Origin of the sequence: Cytobacillus oceanisediminis (assembly GCF_007830235.1) — a bacterium.
Classification (GTDB): Bacteria; Bacillota; Bacilli; order Bacillales; family Cytobacillaceae; genus Cytobacillus; species Cytobacillus oceanisediminis.
Genome location: NZ_VLKI01000020.1, coordinates 64,022 through 81,380 on the forward strand (window position 1 = coordinate 64,022; position 17,359 = coordinate 81,380).

The 17,359-nt window shown below is 40.6% G+C and carries 20 protein-coding genes; 15 read left to right on the plus strand and 5 right to left on the minus strand.

From position 1 onward, the window contains the following. Nucleotides 1-326 precede the first annotated feature (326 nt). The gene (gene sigK, locus IQ19_RS22730) at nucleotides 327-1,043 is read left to right on the plus strand and encodes an RNA polymerase sporulation sigma factor SigK (protein WP_144545368.1); all 717 of its coding nucleotides are present in this window, start codon (nucleotides 327-329) and stop codon (nucleotides 1,041-1,043) included. A gap of 25 nt (nucleotides 1,044-1,068) precedes the next feature. Here sigK and IQ19_RS22735 read toward each other — a convergent pair whose 3' ends face one another. Then, nucleotides 1,069-2,043: a F510_1955 family glycosylhydrolase gene (locus tag IQ19_RS22735; RefSeq protein WP_144545369.1), complete on the minus strand. Its 975-nt coding sequence runs from the start codon at nucleotides 2,041-2,043 to the stop codon at nucleotides 1,069-1,071. 128 nt (nucleotides 2,044-2,171) lie between these two features. Then, nucleotides 2,172-2,339, minus strand: coding sequence for a hypothetical protein (locus IQ19_RS27865; protein ID WP_158638889.1), 168 nt, complete (start codon nucleotides 2,337-2,339; stop codon nucleotides 2,172-2,174). Nucleotides 2,340-2,516: 177 nt separating this feature from the next. Here IQ19_RS27865 and IQ19_RS28200 point away from each other — a divergent pair, with 177 nt between their 5' ends. Both IQ19_RS28200 and IQ19_RS22740 read left to right on the plus strand, forming a co-directional pair. Then, nucleotides 2,517-2,666 carry a hypothetical protein gene (locus tag IQ19_RS28200; RefSeq protein ID WP_181396054.1) on the plus strand — a complete coding sequence of 50 codons (150 nt, stop codon included), beginning with the start codon at nucleotides 2,517-2,519 and terminating at the stop codon, nucleotides 2,664-2,666. A gap of 426 nt (nucleotides 2,667-3,092) precedes the next feature. After that, a complete protein-coding gene (locus IQ19_RS22740) occupies nucleotides 3,093-4,892 on the plus strand; it encodes a M3 family oligoendopeptidase (RefSeq protein ID WP_144545370.1) in 1,800 nt (599 codons plus the stop codon). Nucleotides 4,893-4,931: 39 nt separating this feature from the next. Here IQ19_RS22740 and pssA read toward each other — a convergent pair whose 3' ends face one another. Then, nucleotides 4,932-5,471, minus strand: a complete 540-nt coding sequence (gene pssA / locus IQ19_RS22745; RefSeq protein ID WP_144545371.1) for a CDP-diacylglycerol--serine O-phosphatidyltransferase — start codon at nucleotides 5,469-5,471, stop codon at nucleotides 4,932-4,934. A 187-nt stretch (nucleotides 5,472-5,658) separates the two neighbouring features. On the opposite strand from pssA, the gene IQ19_RS22750 reads away from it, so the two are divergent. After that, on the plus strand, nucleotides 5,659-6,435 hold the full coding sequence (locus tag IQ19_RS22750; protein ID WP_144545372.1) for a phosphatidylserine decarboxylase: 777 nt from the start codon (nucleotides 5,659-5,661) through the stop codon (nucleotides 6,433-6,435). Between the two features lie 279 nt (nucleotides 6,436-6,714). On the opposite strand, the gene IQ19_RS22755 is transcribed toward IQ19_RS22750, so the two are convergent. Beyond that, nucleotides 6,715-6,855 (minus strand): sporulation histidine kinase inhibitor Sda, encoded by a 141-nt coding sequence (locus tag IQ19_RS22755; RefSeq protein ID WP_026584554.1) that lies wholly within the window; start codon nucleotides 6,853-6,855, stop codon nucleotides 6,715-6,717. A 527-nt stretch (nucleotides 6,856-7,382) separates the two neighbouring features. Between IQ19_RS22755 and IQ19_RS22760 the strand changes: the two genes are divergently transcribed. Genes IQ19_RS22760 through IQ19_RS22795 form a run of 8 tightly spaced genes read left to right on the plus strand, consistent with a single transcriptional unit; the run spans nucleotide 7,383 to nucleotide 12,451 of the window. Next, a complete protein-coding gene (locus IQ19_RS22760; RefSeq protein WP_144545373.1) occupies nucleotides 7,383-7,898 on the plus strand; it encodes a YqeG family HAD IIIA-type phosphatase in 516 nt (171 codons plus the stop codon). A gap of 3 nt (nucleotides 7,899-7,901) precedes the next feature. Continuing rightward, nucleotides 7,902-9,008: a ribosome biogenesis GTPase YqeH gene (yqeH, locus tag IQ19_RS22765; RefSeq protein WP_144545374.1), complete on the plus strand. Its 1,107-nt coding sequence runs from the start codon at nucleotides 7,902-7,904 to the stop codon at nucleotides 9,006-9,008. Between the two features lie 28 nt (nucleotides 9,009-9,036). After that, nucleotides 9,037-9,870 carry a shikimate dehydrogenase gene (aroE, locus tag IQ19_RS22770; RefSeq protein ID WP_144545375.1) on the plus strand — a complete coding sequence of 278 codons (834 nt, stop codon included), beginning with the start codon at nucleotides 9,037-9,039 and terminating at the stop codon, nucleotides 9,868-9,870. Then, entirely contained in the window at nucleotides 9,870-10,160 is a 291-nt protein-coding gene (gene yhbY, locus IQ19_RS22775; RefSeq protein WP_144545376.1) for a ribosome assembly RNA-binding protein YhbY, read from the plus strand. Before aroE ends, yhbY begins: the two co-directional genes overlap by 1 nt. Before the next feature lie 43 nt (nucleotides 10,161-10,203). Then, nucleotides 10,204-10,773 carry a nicotinate-nucleotide adenylyltransferase gene (locus tag IQ19_RS22780; protein WP_144545378.1) on the plus strand — a complete coding sequence of 190 codons (570 nt, stop codon included), beginning with the start codon at nucleotides 10,204-10,206 and terminating at the stop codon, nucleotides 10,771-10,773. Further along, a complete protein-coding gene (yqeK, locus tag IQ19_RS22785; RefSeq protein ID WP_144545380.1) occupies nucleotides 10,763-11,329 on the plus strand; it encodes a bis(5'-nucleosyl)-tetraphosphatase (symmetrical) YqeK in 567 nt (188 codons plus the stop codon). The genes IQ19_RS22780 and yqeK overlap by 11 nt, the downstream gene beginning before the upstream one ends. Before the next feature lie 4 nt (nucleotides 11,330-11,333). Further along, the gene (gene rsfS / locus IQ19_RS22790) at nucleotides 11,334-11,690 is read left to right on the plus strand and encodes a ribosome silencing factor (RefSeq protein WP_144545382.1); all 357 of its coding nucleotides are present in this window, start codon (nucleotides 11,334-11,336) and stop codon (nucleotides 11,688-11,690) included. Next, nucleotides 11,687-12,451: a class I SAM-dependent DNA methyltransferase gene (locus IQ19_RS22795; protein ID WP_144545384.1), complete on the plus strand. Its 765-nt coding sequence runs from the start codon at nucleotides 11,687-11,689 to the stop codon at nucleotides 12,449-12,451. Before rsfS ends, IQ19_RS22795 begins: the two co-directional genes overlap by 4 nt. A 117-nt stretch (nucleotides 12,452-12,568) precedes the next feature. Here the strand turns inward: IQ19_RS22795 and comER are convergent, their stop codons facing one another. Next, nucleotides 12,569-13,393: a late competence protein ComER gene (comER, locus tag IQ19_RS22800; protein WP_144545386.1), complete on the minus strand. Its 825-nt coding sequence runs from the start codon at nucleotides 13,391-13,393 to the stop codon at nucleotides 12,569-12,571. 89 nt (nucleotides 13,394-13,482) lie between these two features. Here comER and IQ19_RS22805 point away from each other — a divergent pair, with 89 nt between their 5' ends. The 3 genes from IQ19_RS22805 to IQ19_RS22815 all read left to right on the plus strand — a co-directional run bounded on the left by IQ19_RS22805 (nucleotide 13,483) and on the right by IQ19_RS22815 (nucleotide 17,226). Next, nucleotides 13,483-14,121, plus strand: coding sequence for a helix-hairpin-helix domain-containing protein (locus tag IQ19_RS22805; RefSeq protein ID WP_144545389.1), 639 nt, complete (start codon nucleotides 13,483-13,485; stop codon nucleotides 14,119-14,121). Nucleotides 14,122-14,251: 130 nt separating this feature from the next. Beyond that, nucleotides 14,252-14,815, plus strand: a complete 564-nt coding sequence (locus tag IQ19_RS22810) for a ComE operon protein 2 (protein WP_144545391.1) — start codon at nucleotides 14,252-14,254, stop codon at nucleotides 14,813-14,815. A gap of 92 nt (nucleotides 14,816-14,907) precedes the next feature. Further along, nucleotides 14,908-17,226 (plus strand): DNA internalization-related competence protein ComEC/Rec2, encoded by a 2,319-nt coding sequence (locus IQ19_RS22815; protein WP_144545393.1) that lies wholly within the window; start codon nucleotides 14,908-14,910, stop codon nucleotides 17,224-17,226. Nucleotides 17,227-17,359: the final 133 nt, after the last annotated feature.

The window sequence follows — 17,359 nt, forward strand, 5'->3', positions numbered from 1 at the left end:
CAATTGCGACTGTTGCCAGTAATAATAGTAAAGTCTTTAAAGAAAAGCCTTCAAAAATGAATTTTGCCAGGCTATCCAGCAAAACAATGAAAAAAACAAGTGCCAGAATTATACGCTGCGCGTTCAAAAGTAAGACCTCTTTCTCTTTTTATATAATCTCATCATAACGAAAAAACCTAATAAATGTCCATTTGAAGAGGAAGAAGGAAAAGGAAATAATTTCTGTGTGAAAATATCTATATGGGACAGACAAAAACAACTCCATACTTACATAGGAATTAGTTATAGGCTTTTTTTGAACACGCATTAAAAGCGGGGGTGGAACAATGTCCGGAATTTTAACTGCACTTGGTTATTTGGTTAAGGAAATTGTGTTCCTTGTATCTTATGTAAAAAATAATGCATTTCCTCAACCGCTGTCACCTGCAGATGAAAAAAGATACCTGCGACTGATGGCTGCTGGAGATGCGCATGCCCGTAATATGCTGATTGAACATAATCTTAGGCTGGTTGCCCATATTGTAAAAAAGTTTGAAAATACCGGAGAAGATTCCGAGGATCTGATATCTATAGGGACCATCGGGCTGATAAAAGCAATTGAGAGCTATTCAGAAGGTAAAGGAACAAAACTGGCCACTTATGCAGCCCGCTGTATTGAGAATGAAATCCTCATGCATTTGCGGGCATTAAAAAAGACCAAGAAGGATGTATCGCTTCACGACCCCATTGGACAGGACAAAGAGGGCAATGAAATATCCCTTATTGATGTACTAAAGTCAGAATCCGAGGATGTTATTAATACGATTCAGCTGAATATGGAGCTTGAAAAAGTGAAGGAATATATTGATGTTTTGGATGACAGAGAAAAAGAGGTCATTGTCGGAAGGTTCGGGCTCGATTTGCAAAAAGAAAAAACCCAGAGGGAAATTGCAAAGGAGCTTGGCATCTCAAGGAGTTACGTATCCAGGATTGAGAAGCGGGCATTGATGAAGATGTTCCATGAGTTTTATCGGGCAGAAAAAGAAAAGCGCAAAAATAATTAAAGGGACAGCTCGGCTGTCCCTTTAATTATTTTATTCTGCCATTTTTTAATAAAATCTTCCAGTTTTCGCCGCTATCTCCAGACTCATATAAATCTTTTAAATAGGTCGAGAAAGAGATTCTTCCGCTATTTTGATAATCAGCTGCAATGTATGTAATCGGGTTGTCATAGCTAAGAAAAGGGATTTCAACCGGAGAGGTTTCCATGGTTTCAAGGTCAATCTTGTTCAGTAATACCTTTTCCTGCTTTGCAAATGCATAGTACAAGCTGTCGTCCGTGAAAGCCAAGGCTGTAGCCATGATTGGTTCAGATACTAATTCTACTGTTTCTCCTTTATCTCGCGAGAAAAAGATTCCGCTCCTCGTGGACATAGCCATTATATCGGCATCATCAGGATGTGCTGCGATCATGCCAAGCGTGTCAGCCTCGAGCCCTTTTAAACTGACTGGCTCCCAGGTTTTCCCTTCATTTTCTGATCGATATACCCCAGGACCAAGCTTAGTATTCTCCTCCTGATTGATTACATAGATCATACCGATATTGTAGCCAGCGGATAAAAAAGGAAATGTACTTTCACCGTAAAACACCAGATCTTCGAACGATGCGCCTTTATCTGTGCTTTTAACGATGCCAAGGGGATCTTTTAAATCAGAATCTTTGTCTGGATGGCCGCTGGCAATATAACCATCTTTTATTGCCTGGAAACCCATGTAGTCGTGGTTATGGGTGGATGTTTCATGCCAGGAGCCATCTTTGAAAAGCTTTAATCCATCGCTGGATGAGAGATATAGCCCTGTATCATTTCCAGGATAGCCTATTCCTTGGATATGTTCAATTTGCTGGGCTGAAGCCTTGGTAAATTCATAGGGAGATTGCTCGTCCGCCTTTTTGGAAGGTTCCTCCGGTGGGTTTTCACTTTTTTGCTCTTCTGAAGAACAGCCAGTTGCAAGTAAAACAAGTGAGAATATGAATAGTAGAACCCCTTTCTTGCAGTGTTTCATTTTTTTCACTCCAATTGACCGTAGTCCGATGTTTCTTTCCGTTGTCATTATAAAGCATTTAAAGTCAAAATAAAAAACCCTTGCCTGCGGAAAGGGTCCATAGCTGGTGGGAACTGTAGGTTATGGGCCTAAAGGGGAATAAGTGAACTTTTATGTCTTTTCTCTTTCTTGATATCTGAAATGTTTTTTGTCATTTTTCCTGTTCCTTTGCAGACAGGGCAGGCTTTCTTTATAAATTTATAAGCGGTTATGCTGCCTGTTCCTTTGCATTTCTTGCAGATGGATATGATTTTCATTTAACACTCCTCCCTTAATTTTCCTTTTGCCATTATTATATGATACGTTTTTATGGCGGTGCTCAGGAAAATATGGATTTTGCTTATCTATCGCAGGAATTTTGATGTAAATGCCTAAACGCTCATCCTGTTGGACACATACCTTAATAATAGAAAGCGAAGGGAGGTAGAAGCATTATGCCTTATGGTTATTACGGCTATCCGGCCCCACCTTATCCTGGAGGATATTACGGGGGTGGAGGATTCTGGCTTGCTCTGGTGGTTGTGCTGCTGATCCTGCTGCTTGTTTTTGGAGGATTTGCATATTATGGCGGTTATTATAAATAGTAAAGATTACAACCTGGCTCATACCCAATGCGGTGTGGGCTTCTTTTTTTGGGATTAAATATCTTAAATGCATCATCCTTCTGTCTTTATTTAAAGGATCTGTTAAAGCTTATTGTTGTTTTTAGCACTGTTGATGGAGCGGAAGGCACTAATCCCGCGAAAATGCATTCGCATTTCCTTCGTGCGGTGTTTACTCAAGAATGCTTATTCAAGGTCCTGCGGGAGTGCGGATCAAAGGAAGACCCCGCAGGAGCAAAGCGACGAGGAGCGTCGGACCGCCCGCGGTTCGCTAAGCTTCTTGAGCGGAAATCAACAGGCAGTTTAAGATAGCCTAAAAAATAAACTATTCGGTCATTTTGATAGAAATTTCGGAAAAATTACTTTATAATACTTCTATATACGAAATATTATTACAGGGGGAAAATCATGACTGCTACAGCATATTCGACAGTTTGGGATTTGGATGTTTTTTTTAAAGGCGGAAGTGCTTCAGAGGAGTTTGGACAGCACTTGCAAGAAACAAGAAAACATATCGATTCATTCTATAATCAGGTACATAAATGGCAGCCTTCTAATTCAGCTGCAGATGCACAGGCAATCAGCGAGTATATAGATTTATTCCAGCAAACGGCTAAAAAGCTTCACCAGGCAGGAGCCTTTGTCAGCTGCCTGCAGGCTCAAAATACAGAAGATAAAAAGGCAAAAGCCCTTAGAGGATCAACTACTGAGCTGAGTGCATCTTTCCAAACTGCCTTAACGATTTTTGATCAGAAGCTTGCGGGTTATGGTCAGGAAGTATGGACCGAAATAATAAAGGACGAAAGCTTGAATGAACTGGCTTTTGTATTAACAGAGCGGCGTGAGAGTGCAGCAGAAAAATTATCCCAAGAGGAAGAATCTGTGATTAATGCTTTAGCAATTGATGGTTACCATGGCTGGGGCCAAATGTACGATGTTATTGTCGGGAATATTAAAATTCCTTTCCGTGAAAATGGAGAGGATAAACAGTTTTCTGTAGGCCAGGCAGCAAATAAATTTTCAAGCCCCGACAGAACTCTGCGGAAGGAAGTTTTTGAAAAGTGGGAAGAAGCATGGAGCAGCCAGGCAGATTATCTATCTAAGACCTTAAATCATTTGGGGGGATTTAGGTTAAATGTTTATAAATTAAGAGGCTGGGAGGATTTCTTGAAAGAGCCCCTCGATTTGAACAGAATGAAAAAAGAAACCTTGGATACAATGTGGGAGGTTATCTCTAAGAATAAAGCGCCGCTTGTTAAATACCTGAATAGAAAGGCAGAGCTTCTGGGCATTGAAAAATTAAGCTGGTATGACCTGGATGCACCGCTTAGCAAGACAGAGACGAAAGTATCCTACCAGGATGGCGCAGAATTTATCCTGGAACAGTTTTCTCTTTTTGGGGAGGAAATGACGGCTTTTTCCAAAAAGGCATTTGAAGATAAGTGGATTGAGGCAGAAGATCGCCCTGGAAAGGCTCCAGGCGGTTTCCATACCTACTTCCCGGAAAGCAGCCAGTCAAGAATCTTTATGACATATTCCGGAACACCATCTAACATTTCTACCTTGGCACATGAGCTTGGACACGGGTTCCACACTTATGCGATGAGAGACCTCCATTTATTGAACCGCAGCTATGCGATGAATGTAGCAGAAACAGCATCAACTTTCGCTGAAATGATCGTTGCAGATGCTTCAGTTAAAAATGCCAAGGCAGAAGAGGAAAAACTTGCACTTTTGGAAGAAAAGGTTCAAAGATCGGTAGCGCTTCTAATGAACATCCATGCCCGTTTCCTTTTTGAATCTCGTTTTTATACAGAAAGAAAACTGGGCAATGTGAGTACAGAACGATTGAATGAGCTGATGGTGGAAGCGCAGAAAGAAGCTTATGGAAACGCGCTGAATGAGTACCATCCATCTTTCTGGGCTTCGAAGCTGCATTTTTATATTACAGGCGTGCCATTCTATAACTTCCCCTACACCTTTGGCTATTTGTTCTCGCTGGGCATTTATGCTCAGGCTCTTAAGGAGGGGAAAGGATACGAGGAAAAATATATAGCTATATTAAAAGATACGGCTTCCATGACGGTTGAGGACTTAGCGATGAAACATCTAAATGCTGATTTAACAAAGCCGGAATTCTGGGAAAGTGCAGTTCAATTGTGCATTGATGATGTAGAAGAGTTCCTTTCATTAACAGAAAACAAATAAGAATGAAAGTAGCCGCGCTCAGGTGAGCACGGCTCTTTTTTACATTTTTTTAAGCTTGAAAGGGCTTATCATCAAAAAAGAAAGGATCAGCATGATAAAGAGGAAAAAAGGTTCGGGCCAATAAGGCACAGCAAGAAAACTCAATGTAGCAAGGCAGCCTGCAGCTGTAATGGGAAGACCGGTAAAATAGCCGTTATTTTCGCTTATATTAAACCGCGCAAGCCGAAAAGCTCCGCACCCGATATAAAGGATTGTGAAGAACGAACCAGGTACTCCCAATCCAGACAAAATCCCCTGATACAATATAAGTGCAGGAGCAACTCCAAAAGATATGATATCACTCATAGAATCAAGCTGCTTTCCCAAATCCGATTCAATATTCATTTTTCTTGCTGCCATGCCGTCAAAGCGGTCAGCAAGAGCTGCCACAAAGATAAGCAGCACACTTAAATTAAGATTTCCATTAATAGAAAATAAAATGGCGAAGCCTCCTAAAGACAAATTAGCCAGTGTAAGGACATTGGCTGTCTGTGCCTTTAGCTTCTTGATGGTTAAATCAAGAACATCAGATAAAAACATTTTATACACTCCTTGTAAGTCAAAGGGATAGCAGCTGGTTTGACAGATATATATACATTCTAAAAAAGGATGGCAAAGCTGGGGGAGTTTGTGGCAAACTTAGTTTAATTTGTTATATAATAATATTTTATTCTATGGTTTTTATGCCTGTTCGTAAAGAACATATTTCATTTAGGGGGCCTGCCAGTTGATTAAGTCTTTATATCGCCTGATGATTGAGCTTACAAATCGGAGATGGACATCCGCACTGCTGCAAAGTTTTGCACGATCAAAATGGAGCAGATGGGCCATTCCTTCATTTTCAAGGATCTATAACATAAATGAGAGAGAGATGGAAAGGGAATTAAAGGAGTACCCTTCTCTTCATGAGTTTTTTATCAGGAGGTTAAAAGAAGGGGCACGAATCACGGATGAAAGCCCTGATTCGGTTGTCAGCCCTGTAGATGCTGTTATTGAGAATATAGGGAGCATCCAATCCAGCCGTATCATAACTGTGAAAGGAAAAGACTACTCCATCTCAGAGATGCTGGGTGAGAATAAAGCAAAAAAATATACTGATGGCACTTATATGATATTTTACTTAAGTCCCAGCCACTATCACCGTATCCACAGCCCTGTAACAGGAAAGGTAGCAGACCAATGGGTACTCGGTTCAAAATCTTATCCAGTGAACAAATGGGGATTGAAATATGGGAGGAGTACCCTTTCAAAGAATTATCGAAGCATTACAGAGGTAATGCATGGAACTGCATCTATCGCAATTGTAAAAGTGGGTGCCATGTTTGTTAATTCCATTGAGCTTATCCATGAAGGAGATCAGCTGGAAAAGGGAAAGGAAATGGCTTATTTTACGTTCGGTTCAACTGTCATCCTTCTTTTCGAGAAAGGAAGGTTTGAACTGAATCCATCCATTAAGACACCGGCTCACATAAAAGTAGGGGAGCGTATTGGAAATATTTTATAGAAAGGCTATGTTAAACATGTCTGTTGATTTCCGCTCAAGGAAGCTCTGCGAACCGCGGGCGGTCCGACGCTCCTCAAGCCATAAGCATGCGGGGTCTCCCTTTGACTCGCTTCTCCCGCTGGACTTTGAATAAGCATCCTCTAATAAATACCGCACGAAGAAAATGCGAATGCATTTCGAGGATCTCGCGCCATCAGCTCAAATCAACAGAGTGCCAAAATCAGCAATGAGCTTTAACATAGCCCATAGAAAAAAAGCCCTGTTCAGGGCTTGTACTTTTTAAGAAGAGACTTTTATTCTGTTAGATAATGAGCGCCGGTGGATTTCTGTTTCTATTAAACGGATGAAGTCTTTGCTGAGCTGCAGTTCCCTTGCTTTATGATAGGATTCAATAAGTAATTCATCTGACAATTTGCGCATGCCTGCCCCACCTCCAGGAAAAAAAATGTACGGTTCTAACTGATTATTTTTATACATATAATGTAAGATTTTATGTTGTACCCCTACTCTAGCAAAATTAAACAATTAGAACAACTGTTCTGTTATCCACAGGCATTGGTGGATAACCTGTGATTATTTTGTTTATAAAAAGGGGAAAAGTATAAGAATCACATTGGATTATGTGCATAAAGTTATCCACAGCTATCAAAGGAAGTTGGATTTTGTCGAAAAATTTTTAAATTTAGGTAAAAAATCCTATATTCAGCATAGAATTTCCCTTTGTTTGAGTGTCTTTCAGCTTTTTGTGGAATCGTATAAAATAGTACCGCTGGAAAAGTACTGGCTGTCTTGATGTGGATATGTACTTTTTAGTACTTTAGTGAAGGCATATTGGTGTTTGTTTTGAAAGAGCGGATAAAATTGGTTATGATGTAATCGGTAATTGTCTTTTGCGGACAACAATTGGAAAAATGGACAATACGAATAATGATTGAGGTGTAAATATAGTGTTAAAGCATTTTTTGCCTGACCAGCATGTGAAAAGCATTTTTGAGATAACTCCTCAAAGTTTAAAGGAAAAAGGTGTTAAAGGAATTATAACGGACCTGGACAATACTTTGGTGGAATGGGACAGGCCAAATGCAACTCCCAAGCTGATTAGCTGGTTTGAAGAAATGAAGCAAAGCAATATAAAGGTAACAATTGTATCAAACAATAATGAAAATCGTGTTAAGGCATTTTCCCACCCTCTTAATATTCCGTTTATTTATCAGGCAAGAAAACCAATGGGACGGGCCTTTCTAAGAGCTCTATCAGAAATGGGGCTGAAAAAAGAAGAAACTGTGGTCATAGGCGACCAATTGCTGACGGACGTACTGGGCGGAAACTGCAGCGGCTTCCATACCATTTTGGTTGTGCCTGTTGCACAAACAGATGGATTTGTTACAAAGTTTAACCGCTTAGTTGAAAGAAGAATTTTAAATTGGTTTAGAAAAAAGGGAATGATTCGGTGGGAGGATTAAATAGTGAGTGAAGAGCAATTTGTTTGTATAGGATGCGGGGTTAAAATTCAAACGGAAAAACCTGAAGAGATGGGCTATGCCCCTCAATCAGCACTGCAAAAGGAAGCGATCATATGCCAGCGCTGCTTTAGGCTAAAACATTATAACGAGGTGCAGGATGTAAGCCTGACTGATGACGACTTCCTGAAAATCCTGAACGAAATTGGACAAAGTGATGCGCTCATCGTCAAGATTGTTGATATCTTTGATTTTAATGGAAGCTGGCTTCCGGGGCTGCACCGTTTTGTTGGAAACAATAAAATTCTTCTTGTCGGAAACAAGGTGGATTTGCTTCCGAAATCAGTGAAGACAAATAAGCTGATTAATTGGATGAAGCAGGAGTCAAAGCAGCTTGGCTTAAAGCCTGAAGAAGTGTTTTTGGTAAGTGCTGCGAAAGGCCATTTCATCACTGAAGTTGCAGCTGCTATTGACCAGTACCGTGAAGGCAAAAATGTATATGTAGTTGGCTGTACAAATGTTGGTAAATCTACTTTCATTAACCGAATCCTGAAAGAAGTAACCGGAGAAGGAGATGTCATTACTACTTCTCATTTTCCTGGTACAACATTGGATATCATTGAAATTCCTCTATCGGATGGAAAAGCTCTGGTTGATACACCAGGAATTATAAACCATCATCAAATGGCCCACTATGTCGATAAGCGGGATTTAAAGGTTATTACACCTAAAAAAGAAGTTAAGCCTAAAGTTTACCAGTTAAATGAAGGGCAGACGCTATTCTTTGGAGGGCTTGCAAGATTTGATTATATTTCAGGAGGCCGCAGTTCATTTGTTTGCCATTTTTCTAACGAAATTAATATACATCGCACAAAAATGGAAAAGGCCGATGAATTATATCAAAACCATGCAGGAGAAATGCTCACCCCTCCAAGAAAGGAACAGATGGATACCTTTCCAGAGCTTGTTAGGCATGAGTTTACAATTAAAGAACCGAAAACAGATATCGTTTTTTCCGGGCTTGGGTGGATTACAGTAAACGAAGCAGGTGCAAAGGTAGCTGCTTATGTTCCGAAAGGTGTTCATGCATTAGTGAGAAAATCTTTGATATAATATATTTTCGGTTTAAGGGGAGAGGAATTTGAAAAAGCTCTTTGGTGTTATAGGCGATCCAATATCACATTCGATGTCGCCTGCCATGCATAATGATCTATTTCATGCTTATGGCATTGACGCCCATTACCAGCCATTACATGTGAAAAAAGAAAACCTGGGGGATGCGATAAGAGGGCTCAGGGCGATAGGAATATCAGGATTTAATATTACTGTACCGCATAAAGAGGCGATCATGCCTCTTTTGGATGAACTGGATCCATTGGCAAGGGCCATTGGAGCTGTAAATACGGTCGTAAATCAAAACGGTAAGCTTAAAGGCTATAATACAGATGGAAGCGGATATGTAAAAGGTTTACTGGAGGAAATTTCGTCGGTAAGAGATAAGAAGGTTTTAATAGTGGGTGCCGGTGGAGCTGCAAGAGCCATCTATTTTACATTGGCAAAAGAAGGCCCCCAATTACTGGATATCTGCAATCGGACTGTATCTAAAGCTGATTTTATCGTGGAGGATTGTCCTTATCTTGTCCCCGCTCGGGCTTTGGATATACAGGAAGCTGAGAAAATTCTAGAGACATATGATCTCATCGTTCAGACCACGCCAATTGGCATGCTTCCGGACATCCAAAAGAGTCCGCTTTCTATACATAATCTTAAGTCCGGAACCTTTGTGAGTGATATTATTTACAATCCGCTTGAAACACAGCTTTTGCGGGAAGCTAGTAATAAGGGTGCCGGAATCCAAAATGGACTGGATATGTTTGTTTATCAAGGAGCCTTGGCTTTCGAAAAATGGACTGGCATTGAACCGGAAATAAAAAGAATGAGAGATAAAGTCTTAAAACAACTGGGAGGATTATAATGCTAACAGGAAAGCAAAAGCGTTTTTTACGTTCTAAAGCCCATCATTTAAACCCAATTTTTCAAGTTGGCAAGGGCGGGGTTAATGAAAACATGATTAAACAAGTAGGAGAAGCCTTGGAGGCCCGTGAATTATTAAAAGTCACTGTACTGCAAAATTGTGACGAAGATAGAGATACGGTTGCAGAGCAGCTGGTAAAAGGCACAAAAGCCGAGCTTGTCCAAGTTATTGGGAATATTATTGTTTTATATAAAGAATCTAAAGAAAACAAACAAATCGAACTGCCTTAAGAGACACTTTCATATTCGGGCATACGGAAATGGAGGGGCGAAAGTGGACAAAGTAGGTATACTGGGAGGCACCTTTAATCCTCCTCATCTGGGACATCTTATTATTGCAAATGAGGTTATGTGCTCACAAGAATTGGATGAAGTTTGGTTTATGCCGAACCAGGAACCGCCTCATAAGGAGAAATCCAATGCTGCCAGCAACCGTGACCGGATAGAAATGCTGAAGCTTGCTATGGATGGTCATCCAAAATTTAAATTGGAACTGATTGAGCTGGAAAGGCAAGGGCCTTCATTTACCTATGATACGATTTTGCTTTTAAAGGAAAACTATCCTCACAAGCAGTTTTACTTTATTATCGGGGCTGACATGGTGGAGTATTTGCCTAAGTGGCACAACATTGATAAACTCCTTAAAATGATTACTTTCGTTGGCGTGAAAAGGCCATCTTACAATCTTCAGACTACCTATCCCATTCTTTATTCGGAGGTTCCGGAAATGGGTATTTCATCCAGTATGATCAGAAGCAGGCTGAAGGAAGGTAGAACGGTTCGTTACCTAGTCCCTGATTCAACTAGGAAATATATTAAGGAGAATCATTTATATGAATCGTGATCAGGCCCTGGCAATTGTTAAGGAACAATTAACCGAACACCGCTTTCTTCATACTATAGGTGTTATGGAAACGGCCATAAAGCTTGCGGAAAAGTATGGTGCAGATGAAAAGAAAGCAGAACTGGCTGCAATCTTCCATGACTATGCCAAATTTCGGCCCAAAGATGAGATGAAGGAAATCATTATAAGCAATGGCATGCCCGTTGAGCTTCTTGATTACAATAGTGAGCTCTGGCATGCCCCGGTTGGTGCCTATTTGGCTGAAAAAGAAGCAGGAATTAATGATAGCGAAGTTCTCGACGCAATAAGATACCATACTTCCGGAAGGACAGGGATGACTTTGCTTGAAAAAGTCATCTACCTTGCTGATTACATTGAGCCCGGAAGGCATTTCCCAGGTGTTGAAGAGGTGCGAGAGTTGGCCGAGTCCAGTCTGGGTAAAGCACTAATAAAATCTGTACAAAATACGATTATGTTTTTAGTGAAAAAGGGGCAGCCTGTTTTTCCGGCTACCTTCCATACTTATAATGACCTTTTAATGAAAACGGAGGATTGATTGAATGAGTGAGAATACATTGCTGATGACTGCAGTAAAGGCAGCGGATGATAAAAGGGCAGAGGATATTACCGTCCTAAATATGAAAGGCATTTCCTTAATCTCTGACTACTTTATTATATGCCATGGGAACTCTGATAAACAGGTACAGGCCATTGCGCGGGAAATGAAAGAGAAGTCAGAAGAAGAAGGATTCAATGTGAAAAGAATGGAAGGCTTTGATGAGGCCAGGTGGATTCTTGTGGATATGGGGGATGTTGTTGCCCATGTTTTCCATCGTGACGAAAGAAGCTATTATAACCTGGAAAGGCTTTGGGGCGATGCGCCTGTTGAAAACGTCCAAAGCATGCTTAATCAATGAGCTACGGCAAGTTCGCATATCTTTACGATCAGCTGATGGAAGATGCACCATATGATAGCTGGGTGGAATTAATCATCCAAAAGGTAGAAAAGTTTAGTGTTTCAGGCAAAAAACTGCTTGATCTGGCATGCGGAACAGGTCAGCTTTCGATTAGGCTTGGAAAACAGGGATATGATGTTACGGGTGTGGACTTGTCCGGGGATATGCTGGCTGTAGCCCAGGTTAAGGCTGAACAAAATGGCCTGCGAATTCCCTTTTATCAACAAAATATGGCTGAGCTAGAAGGCTTTGGAGAATTCGATATTATAGGGATTTTTTGTGATTCATTAAATTATCTAGAGACAGAATCAGAGGTGAAAGCAACCTTTCAGCGTGTTCATGGACACCTAAAAGACGATGGTCTCTTTATATTTGATGTCCATTCCATTTATAAAATGATGCAAATCTTTATGAACCAGACATTTGCTGAAAATGATGAAGAAATTTCTTATATTTGGCATAGCTATCAGGGGGAATACCCCAACTCTGTTGAGCATGAACTCTCCTTTTTTGTTTTAGATGAAGCAACAGGAAAATATGATCGTTATGATGAACTTCATTTTCAGCGGACCTACCCTGTTGAAAGCTATGAGGGATGGCTCCGGGAATGCGGCTTTGAGTTGCTGGAGGTTTCAGCTGATTTTGAAGATACTGCTCCGGGCAGCCAGGCAGAACGGATATTTTTTATCTGCAGAAAAAGTGCATTCGCTAAAGATAAATAATTTTTCCGCTCCATAAGTCAAATCCATGATAAGCAAAAAGGCCAGATTGCGAATAGGCAATCTGGCTATAATTTTTTATTTTGAATAAGGAGGATTTTTATGCCTGATAAAGAATTATTATTGAAGTGTGTACTGTTTTTTTACCTGTACAAGATCCTCGTCAAATTTCGAATGGGTTGCCTGGAACAAATGCTCAAATACTTCACCAAGTTCGCTTTCAAGCACCCGGATTCCTTCTCCGGTAATTCCTCCTTTGACACATACTTTCTCCTGCAATGTCGGCAGAGTATAAAACCCTTCTTTTAGCAAATCCCCCAACCCGATTAGCATCTCGCCTGCAAGCTTAGTGGCAGTCTCCTGGTCAATTTCTGTTTCTGAAACTGCAGCGTTGATGAAGCGCTGTGTCAAATAGCTGAAAAAGGCAGGTCCACAGCTGACGATATCAGAAGAAACTCTTGTAATGTTTTCCTCAATAGATACTGGCGTGGAAATACTCTCAAAAAGCTTCTTGATTCGTCTTTTCCATTCCTCCTGGCACTGTTCCCCAAATGATAATAATGAGACTCCCGATAAAGCCCGATTCGTTATACTGGGAATAGCTCTGGCGGCAGAACAAGGCAATACTGATTCTAGCTGTTTTACACTTATAGGGCTCGTGATTGATACCACACACTTATCTTTTGACAGGAACGGCAGGATATCCTGAATTACATCATAAACATCATGAGGCTTTACGCATACGAAAATAAGAGAAGAGTGCCGCGCAGTCTCCCTGGCATCTTCCTTAACCGCAATTTCAGGGTATGTTGCCATTATCTCCATCGCTTTCGCAATTGTCCTATTGGTAATAGTCATGGAGGAAGGGGAAACGGCTCCTCCGTCGAGGAATGCCTCTGTCAATATTCTCCCCATATTACCTGTACCAATGATTCCGATTTTCATTGTTCCATCCCTCCTTCAAAAGCAGGCTCTCTCGTATAACAATATGTGTTGAAAAAACATTTATGCCAAAAAGAAAGGATAAGACGTTTATGGCCGAATGGATAAAGAGCAATAAACTATATTTTTTTGGAGGTGCACTTGCAATGTGTGCCCTCCTATATTATTTATTCATCCCCCCTCAAGAAACAGAAGCCCTTCCCGAAATTGACCAAGCGGCATTAGCGGAAAGGGAGGATAGTGTCCCAAAGAGCCTTGAAGATGAAGCCCCGGCAGATGGACAGCCTCAAGTTATAATAGTCGATGTGAAAGGAGCAGTTAAAAAGCCGGGTGTATATAATGCAACGGAGGGCGACAGGGTTATTGATGTCCTGAAAAAGGCAGGCGGACTGATGGAAAATGCTGATCGCAATCAAATAAACTTTGCTCTAAGGGTATCTGATGAATTGGTTATTTATATTCCTGAAGAAGGAGAGGGACTTTTTGAAACTAATGGAGCTGAGGGAACGACTTCGATATCAGTCCAACAAAATGATGGAAGAATTAATCTGAATAAAGCAACTGAAGCAGAATTGCAGACTTTGCCCGGAATCGGTCCGTCCAAGGCAGCTGCCATTCTTGAGCACCGGGAAACAAATGGACCATTTAAGGCTATAGAAGATCTAAAATTAATTGCAGGGATAGGAGATAAGACCTTTGAAAAATTGAAGGAGCGGATAAAGGTAAAATAGAAATTCTTCCTTCCATTGACCTTGTATCATTTGGGGCTTAAACTTATGGTGAGAAAATGAGGATTTCCTACAAGATTATAGCAGCGGCTGGTACCAGCTTGCGGAAAGATGGAAGGGAGAGGCAGACAAGATGGAACGTATATCCTGGAATCAATACTTTATGGCTCAAAGCCATTTGCTGGCTCTAAGGAGCACATGTACAAGATTGGCGGTAGGCGCAACAATTGTCAGGGATAAGAGAATCATAGCGGGTGGATATAATGGTTCGATTGCAGGCGGGGAACATTGCATGGATGAAGGCTGCTATGTTATTGATAACCATTGCGTTCGCACCATCCACGCAGAAATGAATGCGATATTGCAATGTGCCAAATTCGGTGTTCCTACAAGTGATGCAGAAATTTATGTTACACATTTTCCTTGTCTTCAATGCTGTAAAGCTATTATCCAGGCAGGTATTAAAACGGTTTACTACGCACAGGACTACAAAAATCACCCTTATGGGATTGAACTTTTTGAGAAGGCAGGGGTTAAAACTGTCCAGGTTGAAGCTGAAAAGGTTTCATTTGATGAAAGCAGGCAAGAAAAACACGATTTTATTGAGGAATTGATGAACGAGCTTGAGAAGAACGGAACAAATCAGGAATTATTGAAAGCTTACAAGGAAAAAAAGGACAAGCTATTTAATCCTTGATTTGTTTGCAGGAATAGAACTCGCGGAAGACGCGGATTTTATTCCTGCATTCTATTAAAACTAAAAAAATAAATAGCAAAGGAGCAAATTTCATGAAAGGCAGATGGATTTATGTAGCTGCTGCCTCACTTTCTGGAATATTAACAGTTTTTTTAAAACCGGCTGTTTTTATATTCATTATGATTATAGCAGCCATTCTGCTCTATAAAAGAAATATCCTTACTCAAAAGCAATCTGGCCTGCTATTAATCATCTTCCTTTTCTTTCTCATTCGAAGCGTAATAGCGGAAGACCATAATGTAACCCGTCTGGCTGGCGACGAAACTCTTTTTGAAGTAAGGATTAAAGAAGCTGTTAGAATAGATGGAGACCAACTAACTGTCCTTGTTGAAACAGTTTCAAATGAAAGGTTAATGGCTAAATATAAAATTAAATCCGAAAAAGAAGAAAAAATCCTCAGCAGCTATTTGCGGGTTGGACTGACATGCAAGGTAAACGGAAACTTGCAGCCCCCGCCAACAGCCACAAACCCCAACGCGTTCAGCTATAAAGAATACCTCGATCATAACAAAATCTTCTGGATCCTCGAAATTAAGCAGCTATTCCTCTCCGATTGCAATTACCGTGAAAACAGCCTCCCTTTATTACTTTTAAAAATTAGAGAAACGGGAACAAATTACCTATTGAAACATTTTCCTGAAAAGACTGCTTCCATAGCGGTTGCCCTCATATTTGGAGATCGAGACTTCATTGATCATGATATCCTTGAATCTTATCAGAGACTGGGAATCATCCATTTGCTTGCTATTTCCGGTCTTCATGTTGGAATGCTTGCGGGCATGTTTTTTCTTGCCGGAATTCGTGCGGGGATAACGAGGGAGAAAATGACAAGCGCACTGATCCTGATTTTGCCAGGATACGCCCTTATCACAGGCGCAGCACCATCTGTCATCCGAGCTGTTTTTATGATGCTTTTAGTGTTGTTTGCCAGGAAGTTAAAATCAACTGTCCTGATCATTGATGTATTCTCCATTGTTTTCATTATCTATCTATTTATTTCCCCTTATATCCTGTTTAATGCCGGCTTTCAGCTTTCATTTGCTGTTAGCTTATCACTCATCTTATCAGCTCCGCTTATATTAAAACGATTCTCCAGCCCCATTGCCATCATTTTGGCTGTGTCCTTTATTTGCCAAATCGCAGCCCTGCCGATATTGCTCTGGCATTTCTTTGAAGTGTCCATTATTTCCGTATTTGCTAATCTAATCTTTGTTCCAATGTTTTCAACTCTTGTTCTGCCGGCAATACTAATTCTTTTCCTGCTTCATTTGTTAATAGGCGGGAAGGCTGGTTTTTTGCTTATCCCTTTTGATAAATTTATAAATTTAATTGATTATATAGCTGAAAAACTTTCAGGGATTCCACATACATCTCTTGTTTTGGGCCGGCCTTCTGTACTAGCCCTGCTTCTATATGTTTTCCTCATACCCGCTTTTTTCGCCTTATGGGAAACGGCAAAAGGCAAGAAACCGTTTCTTTTAAGTTGTTCACTCCCTTTATTTGCGGTAATGATTCATTTTTTTACGACAGCTATTTCCCCAAATGGAGAAGTCACGTTTATTGATGTCGGACAGGGTGATAGCATACTGGTTAAGCTTCCCTATGGAAAAGGGAACTATCTAATTGATACAGGCGGCACAGTCAGGTTTCAAACAGAAGAATGGAAGATGCGGAGTGATCCATATGAAGCAGGGAAGGATACCGTTGTCCCTTTTCTTAAGAGCAAAGGAATCAGTACAATTGATAAGCTTATTTTGACGCATGGGGATATGGACCATATTGGCGGAGCTGCGGCGGTCATCGAAGAAATACGGGTTAAAGCAGTTATGCTGCCGATAGCCAGTGACATTTCTGAGTTCGAACAAGAAGTTATTTATAAAGCAAAAAAGAGCAATAGTATAGTTTTATTCAGTAAAGCAGGAGACAGATGGACTGAGGAAGAAGGCTTTTTTCAAATACTTTCTCCGTCAGAAGGAATAAAAACAGAGAGGAATGACGGGTCCATTGTGCTATATGCCAAATTGGGCGGCTTAAGCTGGCTGTTTACCGGAGATCTTGAAGCTGAAGGAGAAAAAAGGCTGGTTCAGTCTTATCCCAACTTAAAAATTGATGTATTAAAAGCAGGGCATCATGGAAGTAAAACCTCTTCAACAGATCTATTTCTCTCAAGTATTGAGCCGCAGATAGCCATCATTTCGGCGGGGAAAAACAACCGCTACGGGCATCCCCATACGAATGTAATTTCCAGGCTTCACAGCAGGAATATTCGAATTTTAAGAACGGATGAGCATGGGGCGGTTACCTATATTTTTAAAGGCAATTCAGGAACCTTTTATGTTCAGCTTCCATAGTATATCTTAGAAAGTACAGTACTTGAGCCCTTTACTTATTTAAGATTCACAAATACCTCGAAAAATGAAAAAGAGACTGCAAGTATGCAGCCTCAATGTTTTGGCCTGGGCCATTCATTTTTACTCACTTTAT